Annotated in this window: 19 protein-coding genes and 1 pseudogene; 1 reads left to right on the plus strand and 19 read right to left on the minus strand. The window is 41.0% G+C overall.

Annotation, left to right across the window (positions count from 1 at the left end; genetic code table 11):
* Positions 1-45: 45 nt before the first annotated feature.
* Positions 46-852, plus strand: coding sequence for an FCD domain-containing protein (locus QKW49_RS11265; protein WP_282867628.1), 807 nt, complete (start codon positions 46-48; stop codon positions 850-852).
* 89 nt (positions 853-941) lie between these two features.
* Here QKW49_RS11265 and QKW49_RS11270 read toward each other — a convergent pair whose 3' ends face one another.
* From QKW49_RS11270 to QKW49_RS11360, 19 genes and pseudogenes are all read right to left on the minus strand, one after another.
* The gene (locus QKW49_RS11270; protein ID WP_282867629.1) at positions 942-2687 is read right to left on the minus strand and encodes a HAMP domain-containing methyl-accepting chemotaxis protein; all 1746 of its coding nucleotides are present in this window, start codon (positions 2685-2687) and stop codon (positions 942-944) included.
* A gap of 104 nt (positions 2688-2791) precedes the next feature.
* The gene (gene orr / locus QKW49_RS11275; RefSeq protein WP_282867630.1) at positions 2792-3853 is read right to left on the minus strand and encodes an ornithine racemase Orr; all 1062 of its coding nucleotides are present in this window, start codon (positions 3851-3853) and stop codon (positions 2792-2794) included.
* Positions 3854-3864: 11 nt separating this feature from the next.
* Positions 3865-5217: a GlmL-related ornithine degradation protein gene (locus QKW49_RS11280; RefSeq protein ID WP_282867631.1), complete on the minus strand. Its 1353-nt coding sequence runs from the start codon at positions 5215-5217 to the stop codon at positions 3865-3867.
* On the minus strand, positions 5207-7408 hold the full coding sequence (gene oraE, locus QKW49_RS11285; protein ID WP_282867632.1) for a D-ornithine 4,5-aminomutase subunit OraE: 2202 nt from the start codon (positions 7406-7408) through the stop codon (positions 5207-5209). Before oraE ends, QKW49_RS11280 begins: the two co-directional genes overlap by 11 nt.
* A gap of 2 nt (positions 7409-7410) precedes the next feature.
* Complete coding sequence (locus tag QKW49_RS11290; protein WP_282867633.1) at positions 7411-7776, minus strand: ornithine aminomutase subunit alpha; 366 nt, start codon at positions 7774-7776, stop codon at positions 7411-7413.
* Positions 7773-9224 carry a 2-amino-4-oxopentanoate thiolase subunit OrtB gene (gene ortB / locus QKW49_RS11295; RefSeq protein ID WP_282867634.1) on the minus strand — a complete coding sequence of 484 codons (1452 nt, stop codon included), beginning with the start codon at positions 9222-9224 and terminating at the stop codon, positions 7773-7775. Before ortB ends, QKW49_RS11290 begins: the two co-directional genes overlap by 4 nt.
* Positions 9217-9525, minus strand: a complete 309-nt coding sequence (ortA, locus tag QKW49_RS11300; RefSeq protein ID WP_282867635.1) for a 2-amino-4-oxopentanoate thiolase subunit OrtA — start codon at positions 9523-9525, stop codon at positions 9217-9219. Before ortA ends, ortB begins: the two co-directional genes overlap by 8 nt.
* A gap of 6 nt (positions 9526-9531) precedes the next feature.
* Positions 9532-10584, minus strand: a complete 1053-nt coding sequence (ord, locus tag QKW49_RS11305) for a 2,4-diaminopentanoate dehydrogenase (RefSeq protein ID WP_282867636.1) — start codon at positions 10582-10584, stop codon at positions 9532-9534.
* Between the two features lie 101 nt (positions 10585-10685).
* On the minus strand, positions 10686-11870 hold the full coding sequence (gene alr, locus QKW49_RS11310; RefSeq protein WP_282867637.1) for an alanine racemase: 1185 nt from the start codon (positions 11868-11870) through the stop codon (positions 10686-10688).
* Positions 11871-11883: 13 nt separating this feature from the next.
* Positions 11884-12315 (minus strand): annotated as a pseudogene (locus QKW49_RS11315) (alanine dehydrogenase); the annotation flags it as partial.
* A gap of 1 nt (position 12316) precedes the next feature.
* The gene (locus tag QKW49_RS11320) at positions 12317-13087 is read right to left on the minus strand and encodes an SDR family NAD(P)-dependent oxidoreductase (RefSeq protein WP_282867638.1); all 771 of its coding nucleotides are present in this window, start codon (positions 13085-13087) and stop codon (positions 12317-12319) included.
* Between the two features lie 13 nt (positions 13088-13100).
* Positions 13101-13811, minus strand: a complete 711-nt coding sequence (locus QKW49_RS11325; protein WP_282867639.1) for an ABC transporter ATP-binding protein — start codon at positions 13809-13811, stop codon at positions 13101-13103.
* On the minus strand, positions 13811-14587 hold the full coding sequence (locus tag QKW49_RS11330) for an ABC transporter ATP-binding protein (RefSeq protein WP_282867640.1): 777 nt from the start codon (positions 14585-14587) through the stop codon (positions 13811-13813). The genes QKW49_RS11325 and QKW49_RS11330 overlap by 1 nt, the downstream gene beginning before the upstream one ends.
* On the minus strand, positions 14584-15519 hold the full coding sequence (locus tag QKW49_RS11335) for a branched-chain amino acid ABC transporter permease (protein WP_282867641.1): 936 nt from the start codon (positions 15517-15519) through the stop codon (positions 14584-14586). The genes QKW49_RS11330 and QKW49_RS11335 overlap by 4 nt, the downstream gene beginning before the upstream one ends.
* A gap of 12 nt (positions 15520-15531) precedes the next feature.
* Entirely contained in the window at positions 15532-16404 is an 873-nt protein-coding gene (locus QKW49_RS11340; RefSeq protein WP_282867642.1) for a branched-chain amino acid ABC transporter permease, read from the minus strand.
* Positions 16405-16539: 135 nt separating this feature from the next.
* Positions 16540-17712 carry an ABC transporter substrate-binding protein gene (locus QKW49_RS11345; protein ID WP_282867643.1) on the minus strand — a complete coding sequence of 391 codons (1173 nt, stop codon included), beginning with the start codon at positions 17710-17712 and terminating at the stop codon, positions 16540-16542.
* Between the two features lie 65 nt (positions 17713-17777).
* Positions 17778-19547, minus strand: coding sequence for a M28 family peptidase (locus QKW49_RS11350; RefSeq protein ID WP_282867644.1), 1770 nt, complete (start codon positions 19545-19547; stop codon positions 17778-17780).
* Between the two features lie 337 nt (positions 19548-19884).
* Complete coding sequence (locus QKW49_RS11355; protein WP_282867645.1) at positions 19885-20274, minus strand: Rid family detoxifying hydrolase; 390 nt, start codon at positions 20272-20274, stop codon at positions 19885-19887.
* A gap of 331 nt (positions 20275-20605) precedes the next feature.
* On the minus strand, positions 20606-21250 hold the full coding sequence (locus tag QKW49_RS11360) for a helix-turn-helix transcriptional regulator (RefSeq protein WP_282867646.1): 645 nt from the start codon (positions 21248-21250) through the stop codon (positions 20606-20608).
* Positions 21251-21892: the final 642 nt, after the last annotated feature.

The following is a 21892-nucleotide window of genomic DNA, read 5'->3' on the forward strand; positions in this document are numbered from 1 at the left end:
AAAAAATAATTTGATTTTGTATAATGAAACCGTGGTGATAGCAGTATGAAAAATGGAGCAAATAAAAAAAATAGAATGATGCAGACAGGTGTGTTTAAAACGCAGAGCGATATGCTCACTTATCTTTTAGCAAAATCAATTAGTCAAAAGGAAAAACCGGTGGGTTCTTGGGCTCTAAAGGCTGAACTCGACACCTGTGGTATTGATTGTAGTACTGCCACTATCGGACGCTATTTGAAGCTTTTGGATACAAAGGAATATACACTTTTATGCAGCAATCAGGGACGTGTACTTACTCCTGGTGGAGTGGCTTGGCTGAATATGATGGATGAGAGGCTTGCTCGTGCACAGATGCGAAACGAGGCTGCACAGAACATCAAAGTAAATGAATATGCTGATTTGATTGATCTCTTGCGTGCACGTAAGGCAATTGAAATAGAAGCTGCTCGTTTGGCGGCTCTGTATGCCACCGATGAAGAAATTGCTACTTTACGCAAATCGATTGAGCAGCATTACAGTTATGTTGCCGAAAACCGTGACCCGGTCGATCCGGCTTTGGAATTCCATGCTATTGTATCTGAAATCAGCCATAATAAATTCATCAAAGCTATGCTGAGTATGCTGATTTTTGAAGAAAAACAGATCGAGTCTTCTATGGAAACTTTACTCACCAGGGAACGAGGAAGTATTTATGTTATAGAGCATGATAAAATTACAAGTGCGTTAGAGGCTAGAAATCCGCAGCACGCCGCAGATTTGATGCAGATGCATCTAGAAGCAATTCTTTCTGCAGTAAAAGAACAGGTGCATGAATTGGAGGAGTTTTACGGCCCGACCGGCATGAAAACCTGAAGATTGTTTTGAAAAGATAATCAACCAGTAATAATATGCAAAAAGTGCGTTCTTCAGTTTTGAGAACGCACTTTTTGTTATTCTACTACTTATATTTTAAACTTTTTAACTGCAACACTCATTTCTTCAGACATATCCGATAACATTGCAGCAGAAGAGGATACTTCCTCAAGACTTGCTGTCTGTTGTTCGACAATAGAAGATATGTTTTCGCTGGCTGCAACATTTATACTGACAATTTGTCCTATCTGAGACATACTTTGATTAATATGTTCAATCTCTTGCAATAAATTTTTTAGTTCCACATTGATAGTCTGGATATCGTTATTTACCACCTGATTTGATTGTTCAATAGACTCAAAATAATTCTTAGCTTTCTGAGCGATCTCATTTGCCGCTAATATCTCTTGTAAACTTTCATGCATTTTATTATTTATACTCCCTGATTCTAATTGTACACTTTTGATGATATCACCAATTCTTTTAGAAGATGCAATAGATTCTTCTGCCAACTTCCGAATTTCATCCGCAACAACCGCGAATCCTCTCCCAGCCTCACCTGCTCTTGCCGCTTCTATTGATGCGTTCAGCGATAGCAAATTGGTTTGCGACGATATAGAAGACATAGTATTTAGAATCTTATTCATTTCTTGCGAACTGATTTGCATTCTCTCAGTAGCATCTGATGCATCCTTAATAACCTTATTAACAAATCCAAACTGAGAAACGAATCGGTTAATACATATATTTCCCTCTCCGGCAAGTTGTACAGATTGATTTGCATTCTTTAAAATCTTATCGGAACCCGATGCTATACCAAGAGAAGTTTGCTGCATATTTCCCATCACTTTAACGGTATTCCGAATCTCATCGTTCTGCATATGTATTCCGGCTGCCATCTGCTGAACGGAAGCCGATATTTCCTCTGCCCCTTTACTGTTTTGCAGTACACTATCACTAAGCTGTTCAGACGCCGAATACACCATACTGCTTATATCATATACTTTTTGAATAATATTCTTGAGATTGTCTACCATTTGGTTAAATGATTCTGTTAATTCCGTGACTTCATCATTTGTGTTTACCTGAAATTTCTGGATATTCAAATTTCCTGAAGCAACCATCCTTGCATATAAACTTAAAGCCTTTATAGGCTTTGCGATATTGGAAGATATCACCCATACACTCATCATCGAAAAGATCAATACTAAAATGAGTATAATAATATTTGCTATTATTGTCTTTTTAAATTTAGCATTAATATTTCCCTTCATTACATCACTTACTTTCAACTCAATCAATATGAGTTGCTGGATATTACTGCGAACGAAGCTTGATATATTCTTAACCTCATTTTTGTATTGCAAGGATTGCGCAACTTCATTTTTCTTGATCATCTCTTCTACTTTGGAGACTTTCTCTTTAAGTGTCCCTATCAGCCTTCCCACTGAATCAATCTTACCCTTTCCCTGCTCATCATCCAAATTGTTATATATGGCTTGAGTATACTGCTGAATTTCACTAATTGCTTGATTATGCCCCGCCTGTTCTAATTCCACATCTCCTAAAATAACTTTTTCAAGCATATTACTAATCTCACCAACACGATCATAAATATAATTCGAATAGATAATATTCGTAAGAACGGTATCATACTGTTTATTAAAATCTGCCGAATTAACCATTAGTGAAATATTTAAACATGCTGTCACTATTGTAACAACAATAAACGTAAAAATAATTTTAGCCTTAATTGATAGCTTAACCCTTCGGCCCTTTCTGCCAGAGTTTTGGTGCGTGCTATTATGCTGTTTTTTTTGTGGATTTAAAAACATTTTCCCCTCCATTTTAACATACAAGGTAATCAGTTGTGCTTTAGAGTTCCTTGCAACTAACCTTACAACTTTCAAATATTAATACCTCAAATTTATTTCAAACACTAGAAAAATACTTTATGAACATACTCTGAGGTAAATGCAGCTACGAGTGCCCCATAAGATAAAGAAAAATCAATAGTATCTCCTACTTCATATTGCCTATTGGCACACGTAATATTAAGTATAAGATGATCGCTGGATGCTCCTATTATTTCAATTCCTGTATCTTGCGGAATAATTTGTTCGCAAAGCACATCCTGCCTTCCACAAGCAACAATTGCCCGCTTGAGGATCCCTTTGTCCATAAAATTTTTTTTCTCCCCAAAGGCATTAAACCCTGCGCTCCCGAAAGGAACAGATGGTTTGTCTTTTAGCTCCACAATTTCCGTCCGCAAACTAAAAACATCGGAGTGAAGATTGCCAATCTTTTTGTGAAATGAAGTTTCAATCCCACGTAAAATGGCTTCTCCTATTCTTAAATGATTGACTCGGGAAGGCATTTTTTTATCCCTTAGTAGATATAAAGACCCCGAATTCCCTCCTGAAACGATTTGCAGTTGAATGCCATATGCCTCTTCAATAGAATCGGCTACTGAAGCCAGCCGTGAAAGATTATATTCATCCGGGATAATTCCGCCATAACAGTTTAGATTTGTACCTACACCCAATAAATTAATCCCTTCAAACCGTAATATCCTTTCCGCATACTCCAATGCATCCTCCGCAAGTATTCCTTCCCTGAGGTCTCCCATCTCAATCATAAGGATAATGTTGTGCTTCTTCCCTGTCTTTTGCGCTACATCCGACAATGCTTTCATGGTTTTTAATTCGGAATTTAAGCTGATATCCGCACACCTTACGACATCTTCCACTTCTGAAAGCATCGGGATGCGCAGCAGCATTTTAGTAACTTGAAATTTAGATAGCCTTTCCAGGTTTTCAATCTTGGAATCAGCAAGAATCCGTACTCCACAGTCAACAAAAATTTCAGCTATCTCCGGATTTCCACAACAAGCTTTTGTTACTGCCGTGACTTCAATATTTACTTCTTTACACATCTTTAAAATTGATTTTGTATTATATTTAAGCTTTTCTTTGTCTATAATTAATACTGGATGTCTCATATTCTCATTCCTCAAATCGCAAGACTTTGTTTAAGCAAAACAGTTGCAGCTTCTTTGTACCTGGTAGATAAAACACCTAAAGAAGCCATAATGTACAAATTATCTATTAAAATATTTGTACTTCTTTTAGGGTAGAGGTGATTACCTTTTTCTTTTGATATGATTTCTCTCAAAATTTCCATTCTCTTTGGCAAACGCGTAAGTGCACCGCCAGTCCCGATAATATACTTAACTGCAGTTAAATCCTTCCCACAAGCAACGGTCTGTTTCCCAGAAGGACCATAAGTTTCAGTGACTTTCCCGGCATGCCTCTCCAAGGCAGTTTGAACAGCCGCTAAAGTTAAATATTCTATAAAACGCTTTCCCTCGGAAGTTTGGGGAATCGGAATAGCTTTAGCAATCCTTCTCTCTGCGTCAGGAAATTCCTTCTTTAGTACTTCCAATCCAACCTTTTGTACTATATGAGGAATATTAACATATACTCCAAGATCCCCTTCTACCGTACGTTTTGCAATCGGTTCCGGACTTATAAGAATACTATTGATCTCATTGGATCCTTCTGTAACAGAGTAGAGGTCTGTTGTTGCACCTCCAACATCAAAAACAGCCAAATCCCCCAATACTTCATATAACAATTTGGCACTTTCCATTACAGCTCCAGGCGTAGGCATTATAGGCCCGTTTACCATAGTACGTACACTTGTCATTCCTGGCGCATGTATTATATGTTCTTCAAATACATCCTGTATAATTTTCCGAGTAGGCTCGACGTTAAGCATATCCACTTTCGGATAAACATTATCAGCTATATATAAATGCACACCCGTTTCAGCAGCAGTAAATCTGATCTCATCTTGATTTTGAATATTGCCGGCATATATCATGGGGATATTCGAACATGCTTTCGCGAGCACTTCAAAATTATAAATTCCAGTATCTCTTTCCCCATAATCTACTCCACCGGCTATCAAAATGACATTAGGACTGATCTCTTTAATTTTAGCAATATCTGTTCTTTTCAGTTTTCCTGCAGTTACAATCTTGATGATTCCGCCGGCTCCGAGAGCAGCCTCTTTGGCTGCCCTGGCAGTCATATCATATACCAGGCCGTGGACACTCATTCGCAGGCCCCCGGCAGCAGAGCTTGTCGCCAGCATTTCACTCCAGGTTAGATTATGTGTGCCTAAGATTTGTTGGAGCTTATTTACAGCATTCTTAAGACCGATATTAACATCTCCATCATTCACACTAGTTGGTGCTTGCCCTTGTCCAAGAAATTTCGGGCACCCGGAATGAATATCATTAAAAGCATTTACCTTCGTAGTCGTACTTCCAATTTCCGCTACCAACACATCAATGTTCATTCTTCATTTCCCTTCTTTTTCGCACAAGAAAGCTAGCTACATCGATTCCTTTTGAGCCTCTTCCAAACCCTGCATCCATACCGGCTTCTCTGGCAGATTCGTGTGTTACTTGTGTACCGCCGGAAATCAGTATAATTCGATCTCGTATACCTTTTTCAATACAAAGTTCATGTATTTTCCGCATATTTTTAATATGAATATTATCATGGGTGATAATCGTCGAAGCCAAAATTGCGTCTGAATTGGTTTCAATAGCTGCATCTACAAGTTTTTCAACCGGACAGGATGTACCCAGGTAATGATACTTAATCCCAAACTTTTCTATACCTCCATGCTTGATATCCAGTGTCTCCTTAAGACCTACCGAGTGTTCATCTTCCCCTACAGTTGCAGCTACCACCGTCATAGGCTTTTCCATAATATCCTTCCTGATTTCATTTTCAGATAATACAGGAATTTTCTCAGGTATCACTAATTTATTTAAATTAATATCGAATTTTATCTTGCCTTTAATTTCTACAAGCGTACCTTCTGAAGGGTGCAGCATTTGTTTATGGATCACTGCAACATCTTCCAACCCCATCTCTTCTCCACATTTTATAGCTGCAAACTCTGCCGTCCGTTCATCCACCGGCAGAAAAATGGTTGTTACCACTATCCCGTCTGCCCGCCATTCAACCTCCGGTTTTATTAAACTCGTGTCATAGTATTTTTCCGCTTCTTTTAATCTAGTCGTCACATTATCGTTCTCATCTAATTCGTCAATAAATATAATTTTTGAATGGTCTTCAAACGTATCTCCTCCAATAGCCTCCGTTGCCTTCTTAAATTCCGGAGGAATATTGTTGTACCCGTAATGTACCGATACAGGAGCAAAGTAATCTTGATCCCGCTCAAAGATCATCCCGGCCCCTGTCCCGTCATTTATCTTTCTTGGAATGCCATCTCCATTCCGTTCGGGATAAAATCCACTGTCTATGAAAAAGCCCTGCTCAACAGCATTAAAATAGCCTCCGACTTCAAGGATCTCCTCCATAAGCAGAATAGCTCTTTCCTTGAGTTCTCTAACGTCTTTGCCCAATATCCCGCCCCTATCGATTTTTACCATTTCCCGCAATCCATCCATTCCGACTAACGCTTGCTTTGCGGTATTGACTGCAGCAATATTGTTATAATGCCATGGTACATTCCGTCCTTCGTCAGGGGTAATGGTTGATTGGATGTCCGCACTGGTGAGTCTGGAAATAACCATGTTCAATGTATGCGTCACTGTTGCTTCACGCATATCGGACTCCATGTATTTAGTATTCTGCTGTGCACGCATTTTATAGCCGCGAAACAAATCCCTCAAGGCAACAGCATACGGAAGATCAAGCCGCATGCAGGGAGCCGGCGGCGCTGTTGGCGGAACTGTAGATAACGCAATATTTTCCGGTTTGATGCCTATCTTTCTTGAAAAAATACTGTTGATAGCATGCTGTACCATAAGCTCCGGATATACCTTCCAGGCTTTCATGGCAGTTGCATTGGCATTGTGGGCACCATCAATTTGAAGCATACCCGCCCATGCAATAATTTTTTTTACTTCACATGCATCTACAAAGCTTCTTACCATATTAATATTCCTATACAAAATATTGTACTGGGGATCTTGATGGACACCATTTACTCCCTCTTCCGCAAACATTACGGCAATATCAGGGCCTGCCACACCGGAGATATATGAATGAAAGTTTATCGGCCGTCCTACTTCTTCTTCGATTAAATCAAGAGCTTTCCTAGTGGCGCGCACTTGTTTTCTAGTAACAGGAATCCCCCCGATGCCCTGAGGAGTCCCTTCAATAAGAGAATCCATGTGTGACTGGCCGGCAGTCCTGATAACCATGATATGGTCTGCCCCATTCCATGCCGCCATTCTCATTCTCCTGATATCATCCTCAAATCTGCCTGATGCTATTTCGGTAGTAATGACACAATCAGGTTGCGGATCGATATATTCAAAACCTCTGCTTCCGGGTAAAGGTACATAATTTTTCAATGGTTCCGAGGCTTCATGATACTCAAAATCACCAACCCTATGCGTTTTATTCACGCCGTCCCTCCAGTGCCAGCCCCGGCGTTTAGGCGTATAATCGGCAAGGTCCTTGAGGATTTCTTTTATATTAATTTTCTTATCCACTTCTAAGCGCATAGTCATCTTCCTTTCTTTTCAAAAAGATCATCCACATCATCCCAGTATTTCTCTTCACACAGCGCAAGTCCCGCAGCGCGTATGCTGATCCCCTTTTTTTGCGAAAGACGCCATACCACATTTCCGCACCCCTTACCCATTAAACCTTTTTTCATTACCCCTTCTACTATGGGCTTAATTTCTATGCTTGAGAAACCCATACGTAGAAGGATACTTCTTTCAATAGCCGGTGTGGTATTACAATAGCCCAAATCCAACATAGGCTGAACGATTTTTTCTGCTAAGCTCCAAAATCTATTATCAATCTGTTCATCTGTTAGATTTTTCAAATGTTCACTTCTTTTTTTAAAATCATCCTGTCTCTTCATATTACCGTACCTCCATGTAAGACTGACAAACCTAATACTGTTATACCTAATTCATTCAAACATTCACTTACAAAGCCGGCATCAGATTTTGTATCCTCGATAAGAAAACTAAAGTCCTCTTGCCCGATGGCTTCCAACTGATAATGATTTATGCAGTTTTTAATATAAGATTTCCTCGCCTGCGCGAGGTTGAAATCACGTGCTCTAATGAGAGAAGGGTGCTTCGGAAGGATGATATTCGTCCCCGGTATTTCTTCGTCGGGATTTCCGAAACGTACATCAATTCCATTCTCTTTTGCAAACGAAAGCTGCGGCATGGGATGTTTGCCGGCCCCTGTATATTCCGTTTCTTGAACCACAATCATCTTGTCCTGATCCATTTCCTGGGCGAGTGCAAATGCCGCAGTAAGAGATGTGTTCCCTGCCGGTCCCCTTTCCAAACCTTCCAGTGCTGCAAGCGCTTCAGTCATATAAAATACTTCACCCTGTTTCACAAGTACATAGCGATCAATATGGCGTAATGCCCTGGCAGCATTGCGGGGTACATCAGAGCGGTCGGGCCACGTCGCAAACGGAATGCCAAACCCTGTATGTCCGGTAGTAAAGGACTTGCGGTTAAATGCATTATCCGATGCCATGTGAAGACCCGAAAGATCAACACTGGCAGCTATAATTTTTACGTCGTTTGCATTAGCCTTATTGAGTCCTCTTGCCGTACCGGTAACATTGCCGCCTCCGGCATGAGTAATTACAACTGCATCGGGAAAACGGCCATAGTTGTTAGTAAATTGGCAGGCTATTTCATACCCTAAAGTTTCTATTCCTGCGATGCCGAACGGAGTATAAAGTGACGCATTGAAATAACCGGTTTCTTCAAGCAGACATAGGAAGGTATAGAAGAGTTCAGGCCCAACCGTGAGCTGCATAACCTCTGCGCCCATCGCTTCACATGCCCTCTGTTTCTCCAGAATTTCCGGCTGTCCAACTTTCCGACTGTCAAAGCATTCCTGAAGCACGATGCATTTCAATCCCTGCATTGCAGCTTGACTTGCAACGGCAGCACCATAGTTTCCGCTGGTTGCAGCAATAACACCTTTGTATCCGAGCCTTTTCGCATGATATAATGCACTGGCGGCACGTCTTGCCTTAAAACTTCCTGAAGAATTGCACGCTTCATCCTTGATAAAAATCCTTGCCCCTTTTCCTTTTCCCGCAAGTTTACGCGCAAGTGAGGTCAAATTTTTCAACTCAATAATCGGTGTATTCCCTACATTTCCTTCTTTCTGTATGCTAATATTTTCTTCAAGTGTATACCCGCATTTCATCATTTTTTCATAATCAAAAGCAATCGATCCTGATTCAAAAGCCGAATAATCAATCCCGACGGCTTTCTTCATAATCTCATTTTTGCGCGAAATCACACCTTTATAAGTCATGTCCTTACTCATTTTCCTCACCCCCCAAAATCAAACTTTTAACCTGGTCACGTACTTGCGACAGCTCAGGAATGTATTTGCCAAAAGTGTGTATATATCCGGGATTTACTTCCTCTAGCATCCCTTTAATCCGTCTTCCCGTGACCGTTTCTATTTCAACAAATTCGCCTATCTCAGCAGAATGTATAAGATATCCCTTTGCCCACATCTTTAATGGGACATTTTTCGTATCATCAGGCAAATGCGGTGCTCTTTCACCAGGATTTAAAATTACATTGCAAATTTGAACCCATTCCCCCTTATTTACAGCCATTGTCCATCACTCCTTAAATTTGATTAGTTCTCTCATATCTCCCATCATTGCTCTAGGGACAGGAAGGTCAAGCATGGTTTTCAAACCCGGATCAGCGTTGATAACATGCGGAATCATGTTCACGCACATCGCAACGGTGCCTATCCCACCGGGTATTTCAGGGTTGATATTAAGATTAATATCAGGAGTCCCTTTGATTCCAATAAAATCACCTGTCGTAACATTCTCAACATGAGGTTGTATCTGCTGCGGATGATCCATTTCTATAAATATCTTTCCGCCAAAATATCCGAACCCTCTTTGGCGAATACCTGAAAGACTTCCAGGTTCAATTTTCGCATATTCTGTCTTTCTGTATGTATTTGATATAATAGGTTCTTTCGTCTGTTCTATTTTGTCAAGGCAAATACCCAAACCTTCCGCCACCATAGAAATGGATTCCGGAAAGCCAATATGTCCGGCAAGAGTACCATCAGCATTTCTTTTATTAAATTCTTCCACGGATATTCCTACCCCTTGTTCCTGCATCACGGCACTGCCGAATGGAGATAGATCATTGACTCTGGTAGCCTTTATGGATTCTATATTTTCACAAGTTCCTGTAAGAGCAAGGATTAAATAGTCCATTACAAACCCTGGGTTTATACCGGTACCAAGCAATGTGACTCCATTTGATTTTGCAATTGTATCTAGTTGTTCGGAAAGTTCCGGAGATTGCACCTTTGGATATGCCATTTCCTCTGCAGTGCAGATCACATTTGCTTTTTGTTTCAGACAATATTCTAATCTATCATAGGCCTTTTTTACATGAGAGTCTGTTGCAACAAGTACAATATCGCACGACCCTTCCGTGATTACTTCTTTTTCATTGCTTTTTATGCAAACCGGCATGCGTCCTTTCCGATCTATACTTAGTACTTCATACATATCCTTTCCGACAATGGATGGATTTCTGTCACAAACACCGGCAATCTCCACTCCTTTTTTTTTCAGGAGCATTCTTGCCATCCCGCTTCCCATTGCACCAAACCCCCAAATTGCAACTCTTACATTTCTCATACATACGCCCCTTTCATGTAGTTTGATGTTAAATAAATCTAAATTCTTTATAATTTAACTGATTGGATAACAATATATTTTTAAAACATTTAAATGAATGCCTACCTTACTAAGTAATTCTCACTACTTACAATCTTTCCATCCCGTATATAATACCTGGGTACCCTTCTTGCCACCGAACTAATAATTTCATAGTTAATCGTTCCTATGAGACTTGCTAAGTCATCCGATAGAATTTCCATATCCTTTTGCTTTCCAAACAGCACCACGTCATCCCCAACTTCAACATTTCCTGAGATGCCTGTTATATCAATCATACATTGATCCATGCAAATCTTCCCTATTACCCGAGCTATTTGCCCGTTGATCAATACCTTTGCCTTACCTGTCAGCAATCTGTTGTATCCGTCGGCATACCCTGCCGGCACTGTGGCAATCCTTGTTCTAGTCTTGGAAGTGAATATCCTGCCATAGCTTACACTGGCACCTGCATCTACCTCATTGATTCGGATTACTTTTGTTTTAAATGCCATCACAGGTTTAAGTGATATGCTGCTTCTTTCGACCTCGTCCGAGGGATAGCAGCCATACAGTGCAATACCGGATCTTATCATGTCAAGATGCATTTGCGGATATCGGATAGCTGCCGCACTGTTGCATACATGCTTAAGCGGTATCTCCAGTCCCTTCATTTTCAACTTCTCAATCAGCCACAGATACCTCTCAAACTGCATTTTTGTATATGTGCTATCTAATTCATCTGCTGATGCAAAATGAGTAAATATTCCCTCCAATTCAATACCCGGCATCCTTGCATATTTTAAAATCTCATTCACCGCTTCATCCCACTTCAAGCCTACTCGTGTCATACCCGTATCTATTTTTACATGTACTTTAGCTCGCTTTTTGCTATGTATAGCAGCTTCTGAAACAGCATCTGCTTGGCGTTGGTCATATACTGTTTGTGTTAACCCATATTGCACCGCTGAATCACATTGGTCGATACCAATATGATTCAATAGTAATAAAGGTGCTTGAATACCTGCTTTTCTCAGTTCGGTTGCCTCATCTAATGAAGCAACCGCCAGATAATCAGCTCCTGCGTCTAATAACGTACGGGATACCGTAACTGCTCCATGCCCATAGGCATTTGCTTTCACAACACCCATGATTTTTACTTTCTTTTGTGGTTGATGAACCGATAAAATTTGTACAAATTCTCTGTAATTGTGTACAATGTTATCCAAATTTATTTCCACCCAAGTTCTGTTCATCCTATAGAACATTTCATATCCCTTCTCAATTTATCGAATTCAATAATTCCTTTGTTGCGATATATTTTAAGTTCAAGCTTTCAGCTACAGCCTTACAAGTGACAAAACCATCATACGTATTAAAGTCCTAATGCCAATGTTCTATCATCAAGCGTTGCTTTTTCAGCACCCTTGTTTGCTATCTCCAGCAAATATGGTAAAGTAACTCCTGTCAAAGCAAAAGTGGAAGTTTTAGGAACTGCTCCCGGCATATTGGCTATTGAGTAATGGATTACTCCATACTTTTCCATTAAAAATATCATCAAGATACGACAGCCTGCTCTTATTTACATCCGCAACAGTAACCTTAGCTCCATCCAACAGCCATCTTTGCTGCATTGAAACCTACAATACCGTCTCCTATAATAAGCACTTCACCCGGAAGTACCCCTGGCACCCCTCCTAGTAAAACTCCTGATTTACATCCATGATCCGCCGTTGGGGCAGATCATCTGACCCGTGAGATATTCCGCTGCTTCCGACACAAGAAAGACAATAGAGTAGGCCTGATCTTCCGGTGTTCCAACCCGTGGCCAAAGAATTTCTTTTGATGCCTGCTCAAGGCCTCTCCTGCGGGACATACGTGTATCAGTAAGACCGGTTCCAAGCGCATTTACATTTATGTGGTCTTTGGCAAGTTCCCGTGCCATCTCTTTTGTCATCCCCAACATACCTGCCTTTGATGCTGCGTAGTGCACATCGGAGAAATCGCCTACAATACCCGCACCTGAGCTTACATTACAGATTTTCCCCCGCTTCTGTTTACGCATACAGGGCAAGACCTCCATGGAAAACATATATGCGCTGGTCAGATTGAGTTGGATCAGCCTATCCCATTCGGGATAGGTCATATCTTCCAGCCGTTTTCCACCGCCACCACCACCTGCGTTGTTTACCAAAATGTCGACAGTCCCGAATGCATTGACTGTGGCCTCTACAGTCTTTTTAACATCCTCCAGCAGACATACATTGCACGGACATGCGATGGCTGTACCACCCTTCTCCTCAATCTCACGTACAACTGCAACTGCACTATCCGCCTCGATATCACAGACGGCAACTTTCGCACCTAGACCAGCCAATATCAAGGCTACAGAACGCCCGATTCCATTACCGGCACCGGTAACGATTGCCGACTGGCCCTCTAACTGAAAAAAATCCAACGTAGCTTTAGCTGTATTCTCTCTCATTAATATCGCCTCCTTATTGCTCTTTTTTCTTTGTGCCGCCTAGATATGCGGCGATGATGCTCTCATCCTGCGCCAACTCTGCACCTGTACCAGTCTTCACAATCACGCCTTGCTCCAATACACAGCCATGATGGGCAATGCCAAGCGCTTTGCGGGCATTTTGTTCCACCAACAATACCGAGATACCCTCTCGGTTTATTTCCTGGATGATAGACATGATATCATTAACGATAAGAGGAGCGAGCCCCAGCGAAGGTTCATCTAGCAGCAGAACCTTCGGGTTGGCCATCAGGCCTCGAGCGATAGCCAGCATCTGCTGTTCACCACCGGACATGGTGCCTGCCCGCTGCTGTTTTCGCTCTTCCAGCCGCGGGAACATCCGATATGCATGCTGAATACCAGGGCTTCGGTCGTTAACGGTGTATCCCCCCATCATCAGGTTTTCTTCCACCGTCAGGTTGGGAAATATCCATCGCCCCTCCGGTACCAAAACAACTTTATTTTCTACCACTTTAAAAGGTATGGGCTCCAGTAGAGTGTCACCGCAGTAGATGGTACCGTTCTGAGGTTTGAGCAGTCCGGCTATGCATTTCATGAGTGAGGATTTTCCTGCACCATTAGCACCCACAATAGCCATGATCTCGCCCTTTTTCAACTCAAAGCTGACATTTTTAATGGCTTGGATCTTGCCATAGGAAAAACTGAGATTTTCTATTTTCAACATTATTCATCCACCCCCAGATATGCAGTAATAACGTCATTATTACTTTGGATCTCTCCTGGCGTGCCCTCGGCTAACAGAGTTCCAAAGTTCAGCACCGACATACGATCGCAGATGCTCATGATCACATCCATATGGTGGTCGATGATGATGATAGTGATATCGTTTTTGGCCCGTATCTCCCTAATGAAAGCAGAAAGCTGGGCAGACTCCTCCTCATTCATACCCGCGGCCGGCTCATCCAGAAGCAATAGCTTGGGATTGGTAATGAGTGCACGAGCAATTTCCAATCGGCGCTGCATACCATAGGGCAGGTTATTAGCCTGCATATTCTTCTGGGCGGTGAGTCCCACATCTTCCAGTGCCTTATTGCAAACTACAGCCATTTCTTGTTCCTGCTGCCGGCATTTCTTGGTAGCAAATATACCTTGAAAGAAATTGTAGGAAATATTTTTCTGGCAAGAAGTAAGCAGGTTATCGTAAACTGTTAAATCATTAAATAATCGAATATTTTGAAAAGTACGAGCAATTCCTAGGGTTGCAATCTCATGAGTTTTCAGACCATTGATTCTTTTACCGTCAAATATCACATCCCCCTCCGTAGCATTATATACGCCAGTAATTATGTTAAATGTAGTAGTTTTACCGGCGCCATTAGGACCGATGACGCCGTAAATTTCATGCTCCGCAACTTGTATACTGATGTTATTGGCAGCCGTAATACCTCCAAACCGCTTGGTTACATTTTGCAGCTGCAACATATAATTGGGGTTAGTCATTTTTCTCCCCCTTTTTTCTGAACTTGTTGTAAAAGGCCTTGACTTCTTTCAAAATAAGTTCTTTTTTTTCTATTTAAGAATTGATTATAAAAAGTTCTAATATCTTTAAAAGTAAGTTCTTTTTTGCCCATCAAGCCGGAAGGCCTGAAAACGATAACTACGACTACCAGTAAACCATAGAACACCATACGCCACTCCTGTACACCGCCGTCCACACGGAGGATCTCCGGCAGAGGCACCAATACCAACGAGGCAATGATAGTTCCCGTAAGGCTGCCGCGACCACCGAGAATAACAGTCATAATCAGTTCGTTAGACTTTAACATATTAAACATATTGGGGTGCAGATAATGCATATAATGGCCGAGCAGCGCCCCTGAGATACCACACAGAGCGCAACTGATCGCCATTGCCAGCAATTTGTAATGAAGAGCGTTGACACCCACCGAGGTGGCAGCCAACTCCTGTTCACGTATTGCCACACAGTTTCGCCCGTGTTTGGAACGCAGAAAGTTCTTTATCAACAGAATACTCACAACGACAATTGCCCAAACCAGTACGATGTTGGTACCTCTAGGCACATCGGACAGACCACGGGCACCGCCGGTAATGGCCGGAAGGTTTTCTACGGCCAACTTAACCACTTCACCGATACCGAGGGTGGCTATGACGAAATAGTCTCCCTTAAGCCTCAGAGTGGGATAACCAATAAGAATGCCTATTAACATTGCTGACAACATACCGGCTAAGATCCCAACAATAATCGGTGCCCCAAAAGCTCTGGTAATAATTGCGGAGGTATATGCGCCGATTGCCATAAAGCCTGCATGTCCCATGGAAAATAGGCCGGTAAAACCGGTTAAAATAGAAACTCCTAAAATAGCAATCATATAGATGCCGGTTAACGTTGCTACACCAATCCAATAATTCATATTATCCCCCCCTTATGCCTTATCTTCCGACACCTTGCCCATTAGGCCAGCAGGTCGGACGATGAGAATGATTACAAGAACAGAGAACGAGAACACATCCCGCAAAGAGGATGAGACATAGCCAGATATCATCGTCTCACCCACGCCGAGAATTAGGGCACCCAGCACTGCACCGGGAATACTGCCAAGTCCGCCAAACACCGAGCTAATGAAGGCTTTGTTTGTGAGCGCACCAATGGTAGGATAGGCTGTATATTTTACACCTAGAAAAACACCCGCAAGGCCGGCTAACCCCCCAGCCACCATAAATACAATTAGAATCAGTTTCTGTACATTGACACCCATAAGAGAGGTGGTGTCCAAATCAAAGGATGCACTTCGGATTGCAAGTCCCGAGCGTGACTTCTGGATGAATACCTCTACAAGGATAAGTGCCAGCATGCTGACCATGAGAATGATTAGGTCCACCTGGCCTACACTTGCATGGAAAATATCTACAGGTTCATTGGAGAAGGTCACTGGATAGGCACGGAATCGTCCGCCAAACAAGATAATGACCAGATTTTCTCCCATCGTAGAGATACCAAGGCCTGCAATGAGTAGATAGATGCGGCGGGCGTTTTTTTGAAGTAGGGGCCGGTATGTTGTTATCTCGATAAGCATGGCCAACGCACCTGCAATAAGAACTGCAATTAAAATAGCTAGGTAAAGATTCTTCAATACTAATGAAAGAAAGAAAAATGCGGTGAAAGCACCGATAGTCACGGTGATACTATGTGCGAAATTGGTAAAATTCAAAAGACTGTAGATGAGCGAATAACCCACAGCCATCAGTGCGTATACGCTGCCGATGGACAAGCCATTAATCAACTGTTGAAAAAACAATTTAATTCCTCCTATCAAAGTCAAACAGCACGGTAAAGTATAGCACAAGGACAGACTTTACCGTACTGTTTGTTTACAAGTTATGCCTATTACACCGGCTTAATGAGCCGGAGATTCGATTGTTCTTGTACGTCATCATTCTACGGCATAGCTGTCGATAGCTACGAATTTACCATTGTCGATCTTAAAGATAGTTGCCTCTCGTATGGGATTGTGAGTATCTTTCTTCATATTAATTGTACTGGTTAGGCCCTTTAGATCAGTGGTATTCTCGATAGCATCACGGATCTTGGTAGAATCCACCTCACCGGCGGCCTCAATGGCGTGCTTCAGTAATAAGAACGAATCATAAGCGAAAAACGCGTTGGTTCCGCCTTGACCGGGATTGCTATTGTACTTCTTCTGATAGGCGTCTTTAAATTCCTTTAAACTATCAGCATTCACATCCATAGCACAGGGGAAGACACCCCCTTGCATGGAGTCGGTAGCAATAGTAAACAAATCTTCCATCATCCAACAATCAGGACCGATAAACTGCTCAGTGATACCCAGGCTGCGGGCTTGGTTTGCAATTAAGCCAAGTTCTTTATAGAGGGCAGGAATAAAGATCGCCTCATAGTTGCCTGCCTGTTTGATCTTAGAAAGCTGAGCACGAAAATCTACATCACCGGTCTTATAGGCCTCCTCTACCGTTATCTGACCACCGATATCCTTAAAGGCGGTAGTAAAGTTCTGCAACAAACCCACCGAGTAATCGCTGCTCACCTCATACAAGATAGCCACCTTTTTAATGTTCAGTTTGTTATATGTATAGGATGCCATCACTTGTCCCAGCTGGGGGTCGGAAAGCACGACGCGGAAGACATAATCGCGCACACTCCCGTCATCCCGCTGAGTAACAGAATAGTTGGTAGCGGTGGTGGTGATCATTGGAATTTTATATTCCTCACACACCTCTGCCAGAGTTAAAGAAGCAGAAGATGTGTTACAGCCTATAAAAGCTACTACATGGTCGTTCTGCACTGCTTTCCGAGCTGCATTGGTGGTCTCTATCGCATCACCCCGGTTGTCATAGATCTTCAACTCAATTTGTTTTCCCAAGATACCACCTTTGGCATTTGTCTCCTCCACCAGCATCTTTAAAGTATTGGATTCAACTTCGCCATACAGCGCCATCTCTCCTGTGATAGGGCCGATGTATCCCATGACGATTTTTTCGGATTTGCTTTTAGCACTGCACGCAGTGAACATGGAAGTAAGCATGAGCAAAGCCAAAAGGAAGACGGTTAATTTTTTTAATCTTTTCATTTTTACTCCTTCTTTCTCATTTTATTTTAAAGGACTCAAGTACCTTTAAATGACATTGAGTAGTACTATTCTTCGATTAAAGCGAGATATAACTCGCAATATTCCAAAGCATTGCAAACAGCACTGGATACGCGATTCCGATTTCTAACCACGCTAGTGTATTTTAGTTTGTATTCCAGGCTATCAGGATCCATATTGGATAAGTCTATTGCAGTATACAGCAGAGGAATGGGACGGGTCGCAGGGGTATAAGCATAAGAGTTTTGTTCAAAACGATCGCAAAAGGTATAGAATGCCCAGGTAAGACAGCGGCTGAGCTTTAAAGAAAGAGCATTTATCAGTCTTACTTTTTCATCGGTGATTGGTCTATCTGACAGGGTCACACGTACTTCGTTAATTTTGACGACATATTTTTGCAGCTTTTTAATATTATCTAAGATACTCTGTAGCTCAATTTTTTTATCAGCTTTTTCTATTATATATGCAAGCTTTTTTTCAACATCCTGGCATGTAATGGTAAAGTCATATGGTAAAACTGCATTATTTACATAATTGCATATAGTGGCAGCATTAATCGCCAGATCCTTTTTCAGGTTTTCCTTATCTACTTTGTCCATGCCATCTTTAATAGTATGGTTCCACCATCCGAGATTCGCACCGTGGGTTTTTTCTATGTATTCATCGGACATGCCCATACGTCCAACGATAGAGGTGATACCTATCCCAAAGAAAGACTGATCACCGAATTTATTCAACGGCTGCACATTTGTGTCTTCCTGCAACACCTGTTTTATCAAATCTTTTGTAAAATCCATTACTTCACGGGAGGCAGTACATTCATACTGTACTGCATGCAGCATACCGGTAGAATCTATGTTGATACCACCGATGCAGTTTTTTTCAAGGTCATCCCAATGATGATCCACATACCAGGTAGATCCGGCAGATTCAGCAATTTCATGCCCATTCCAGCAGATGAAGTAGATGCTGCGTTTTACTTGGTCCCTATGTTTAGCAAGCAGCTCCGCAATAGTAAGAATAGTTCCATTACCGGTAGCGTTGCAGGTAACGCCCGGTTCCCATGCATCGATATGCCCGTTCACCAAAAGGTATTTATCCGGTTCTTCACTGCCTCTTAAATAGCCAACCGGCATAGGCAACTTATCCCAAGTGCGTGTAGCCTCTGCTTTTATGTTAAGAACAACCTTCTTATGGCTCAAGCACAGATCCTTTAAATATAAACCGCCGCTATGGGTAACGCTAACACCGGCGATCTGCGGAATACTTCCAAAGGTATCCGGAGTGGGATTACCCCAAACAGATTTCAACCCACGTCCGCAGATATAGTCTTGCTCTTTATTACTATCTTCACCCCAGTTCGCGCAAACCATTGCCCTTGCTCCCTTCTCAGCAGCAATACGGGCTTTTTCGGGAGTAGCGGGACTATACGAAACTTCTATCAGCACTGCTTTTCCTTTTACATCCTTACCTTCGTAATCGCGGTAGTCGCCGGCACCAAGATATAGAAGCTCCAAGTTCAAGCCGTCGGGCGGTGTAGAAGCAATGTGGCAGCAGGGTAAACTGTCCAACAGCCTTGTCTCCGGCTCAAGAACCTTCACTTCGGAATATATCGGATTACTGTTATACGTTTCAAAATCAATTACTTTAGATTCCAACCCAAACTCTACAAATTTTTTGCTTATCCATTCAGCTGCTTTGCGATCATCCCCCATACCGGAAATCCGCCGAGGAGTATTGATGGTAAGCCAGTTAGAATATTCATAGTTTTTATCCGCGGAAAGCTTCCCACGGATTTGTTGAAACAATTTTTCCATCTTTTTACCTCCACATACAATATATTTGCTTGTCAGTTTCAACTCGACCTCAGTAGCCTAATTAGCTGTATTATACTAAAGACATATGGAAATTTAATTCAATAAGCAGCGTATGGATGTTTACTCATTGTAATTAAGCAATGATCCTACGCTACTTTTTTTATATATGATCTAATGAAAGTTGGTGATACCACAAAGAATAGTCCAAGAGTCAAGTTAGTAAACCTTGGTATTAAATCAGATAAGAACCTCAATAGTACAAAGAAACTAACTAATATGCTAACAATAGAAACTTTTGTAATATTAGTTGTTCATAAAGTTAAAAACAGAGGGTATTTTATCTTATTGCAATAGCTATGGCCTCAATCTCAATTACCATGCCATTATTAAACTTACCAATTTGAACTGTACTGCGTGCAGGTGGATCTTGCGGGAAATATTTTTTGTAAACTTCATTAAATTTATGGAATTCATCAATATCTGACACAAAAACCAGAGTTTTGAAAACATGCTCCATATCCGAGCCGGAAGCTTTTAAAATCTCGCTCATATTTTTTAAAATCTGCTCAGTTTGACCGACAATGTCGCCTGGCGCGACCAGCTCCTGGGTAATAGGATCATTGGGCGTAATACCTGCTGTATAAACTATATCACCTACACGAAATGCTTGCGAATACCATCCGCCGGGTCTGGGTGCTTTCTCCGTTGTAATTTTAATTTTGTCCATAATATTCTCCTTTTCTGAATTTTGGTTTTAAGGCAAAACCTTGTAATTTCTTATACGTATTTACTTATAATTAAAACTATATAAATATACTTTATTTTGGTAAAATTTTAGGACTTGATTTTTTTATCCTTTACCGTAGCCATCACAGTAAAGAGACATTCCGGAACCAATTGCCGAATCACCACACCTTCTCCATGTTCTATATCAGAACAAAAATATAATTTCCAATCTTTTCTCCGCTGCTAATACTGAATATACACTTATCCGTCGGAATGGCAATTTTTCACAAGGTTCTTATCCTGCTCAAACTGCATTTTTGGCTCCTTCCCTTTTAAATACTATCAGTACCGTTGCGAATTTCATTCAGATAGCTGTATAAAGTGAATTTAGAAATATTAAAAAACTTGCAGATTTTATTGCCGGATTTTGTAATTAAAAACACGCCCTTTTCATCCAAATATTTTAAAATCCGCATCTTATCTTCTTTATTCATATCCGCTTTAGGCTTACCAACAATACTTAAACTCTCCTGCAGAAAATAATCTAGCAGTTCATTCACATCACTGAAAAAAATCTCTTCTACTTCTTTGTTTACCATATTAAAGGACTCTACAAAATTTTGGAATTGCATCATCTCTGAAATGTCATAGTTAATGCACAGCGCACCAAGAGGCCTGCCATCATTGTCTGTAATATAGACAGTAGATGAACGGATAATCTTGCCGTCTTTCGTTTTTGTTATATAATTAAAATTGTTTCTCCCTTCCGACGCGCCTCTCATTACTGTAAATCCCAAATTGCTGCCACAATCTCCAACTTTGCGCCCTGTCACATGTCCGTTTTTTATGGAAATGATAGCCTTTTCATATCCTCCGGACCAATCGTGCAACACCACCTCGCACTTATCCCCAAACTGCTTCACAATCAGTGTCATAGCCGCTTGCAAAAAATTGATTTCATTTTGGATTGTCTCCATTTATACCCCCGATTTGATAGTCTTTTTCACTGCATACCACAGTACTTTATTAACTTGATTATAATTATATTACTTTTTGTTTTAATTATCAATAGTTATCAAAAAAATATTTTTTATAATTATAATAATTTTAATTGATAATCTAAATTAAAATAAGATACCACTCTTATCTAGGTAATAATGTAGCCAAACCAAGAAACTTTGTATAATGCAAGCGAAACCATAGGCAAGCATGGTCTCCACAAGAGATTAACCAATAAATGCCTCTGTAAAAAGCTATGGTCTTATTCACAGAAAATCAGTACATATATACTCCGCAAAATCCATCATAACCAGCCCCACTGAATATTCTACAGAAAATAAAATTAATTTTTTTTTGATATTCATATACTTTTTTGCTCTTAATTCCTCCCTAAGACTTATAGAAGAAGAAAGAGCAGTATTTTCTTAATCATCGTTATACATCTTCAATTGTCATAAATAGACTTTTAACAGAGTTGCAATAGCACCTCTAACGGTATTATTGCAACTCTGTTTTTATTTTTCCGGATTTCTTTTAGAACTTTTACTATCATTTTACCACTATGATTTTATGCTTATTACTACATTGTTTTGCTCCTTTATTTATGCATATCTTCATGG

Origin of the sequence: Petroclostridium sp. X23, from assembly GCF_030013905.1 — a bacterium.
GTDB lineage: Bacteria > Bacillota > Clostridia > SK-Y3 > SK-Y3 > X23.

Excerpts from the sequence above, each read along its gene's own strand:
- QKW49_RS11265 (WP_282867628.1), top strand. The coding sequence starts at position 46 with ATGAAAAATGGAGCAAATAAAAAAAATAGAATGATGCAGACAGGTGTG.
- QKW49_RS11270 (WP_282867629.1), bottom strand. The coding sequence starts at position 2,687 with ATGTTTTTAAATCCACAAAAAAAACAGCATAATAGCACGCACCAAAAC.
- orr (WP_282867630.1), bottom strand. The coding sequence starts at position 3,853 with ATGAGACATCCAGTATTAATTATAGACAAAGAAAAGCTTAAATATAAT.
- QKW49_RS11280 (WP_282867631.1), bottom strand. The coding sequence starts at position 5,217 with ATGAACATTGATGTGTTGGTAGCGGAAATTGGAAGTACGACTACGAAG.
- oraE (WP_282867632.1), bottom strand. The coding sequence starts at position 7,408 with ATGCGCTTAGAAGTGGATAAGAAAATTAATATAAAAGAAATCCTCAAG.
- QKW49_RS11290 (WP_282867633.1), bottom strand. The coding sequence starts at position 7,776 with ATGAAGAGACAGGATGATTTTAAAAAAAGAAGTGAACATTTGAAAAAT.
- ortB (WP_282867634.1), bottom strand. The coding sequence starts at position 9,224 with ATGAGTAAGGACATGACTTATAAAGGTGTGATTTCGCGCAAAAATGAG.
- ortA (WP_282867635.1), bottom strand. The coding sequence starts at position 9,525 with ATGGCTGTAAATAAGGGGGAATGGGTTCAAATTTGCAATGTAATTTTA.
- ord (WP_282867636.1), bottom strand. The coding sequence starts at position 10,584 with ATGAGAAATGTAAGAGTTGCAATTTGGGGGTTTGGTGCAATGGGAAGC.
- alr (WP_282867637.1), bottom strand. The coding sequence starts at position 11,870 with ATGTTCTATAGGATGAACAGAACTTGGGTGGAAATAAATTTGGATAAC.
- QKW49_RS11320 (WP_282867638.1), bottom strand. The coding sequence starts at position 13,087 with ATGAGAGAGAATACAGCTAAAGCTACGTTGGATTTTTTTCAGTTAGAG.
- QKW49_RS11325 (WP_282867639.1), bottom strand. The coding sequence starts at position 13,811 with ATGTTGAAAATAGAAAATCTCAGTTTTTCCTATGGCAAGATCCAAGCC.
- QKW49_RS11330 (WP_282867640.1), bottom strand. The coding sequence starts at position 14,587 with ATGACTAACCCCAATTATATGTTGCAGCTGCAAAATGTAACCAAGCGG.
- QKW49_RS11335 (WP_282867641.1), bottom strand. The coding sequence starts at position 15,519 with ATGAATTATTGGATTGGTGTAGCAACGTTAACCGGCATCTATATGATT.
- QKW49_RS11345 (WP_282867643.1), bottom strand. The coding sequence starts at position 17,712 with ATGAAAAGATTAAAAAAATTAACCGTCTTCCTTTTGGCTTTGCTCATG.
- QKW49_RS11350 (WP_282867644.1), bottom strand. The coding sequence starts at position 19,547 with ATGGAAAAATTGTTTCAACAAATCCGTGGGAAGCTTTCCGCGGATAAA.
- QKW49_RS11355 (WP_282867645.1), bottom strand. The coding sequence starts at position 20,274 with ATGGACAAAATTAAAATTACAACGGAGAAAGCACCCAGACCCGGCGGA.
- QKW49_RS11360 (WP_282867646.1), bottom strand. The coding sequence starts at position 21,250 with ATGGAGACAATCCAAAATGAAATCAATTTTTTGCAAGCGGCTATGACA.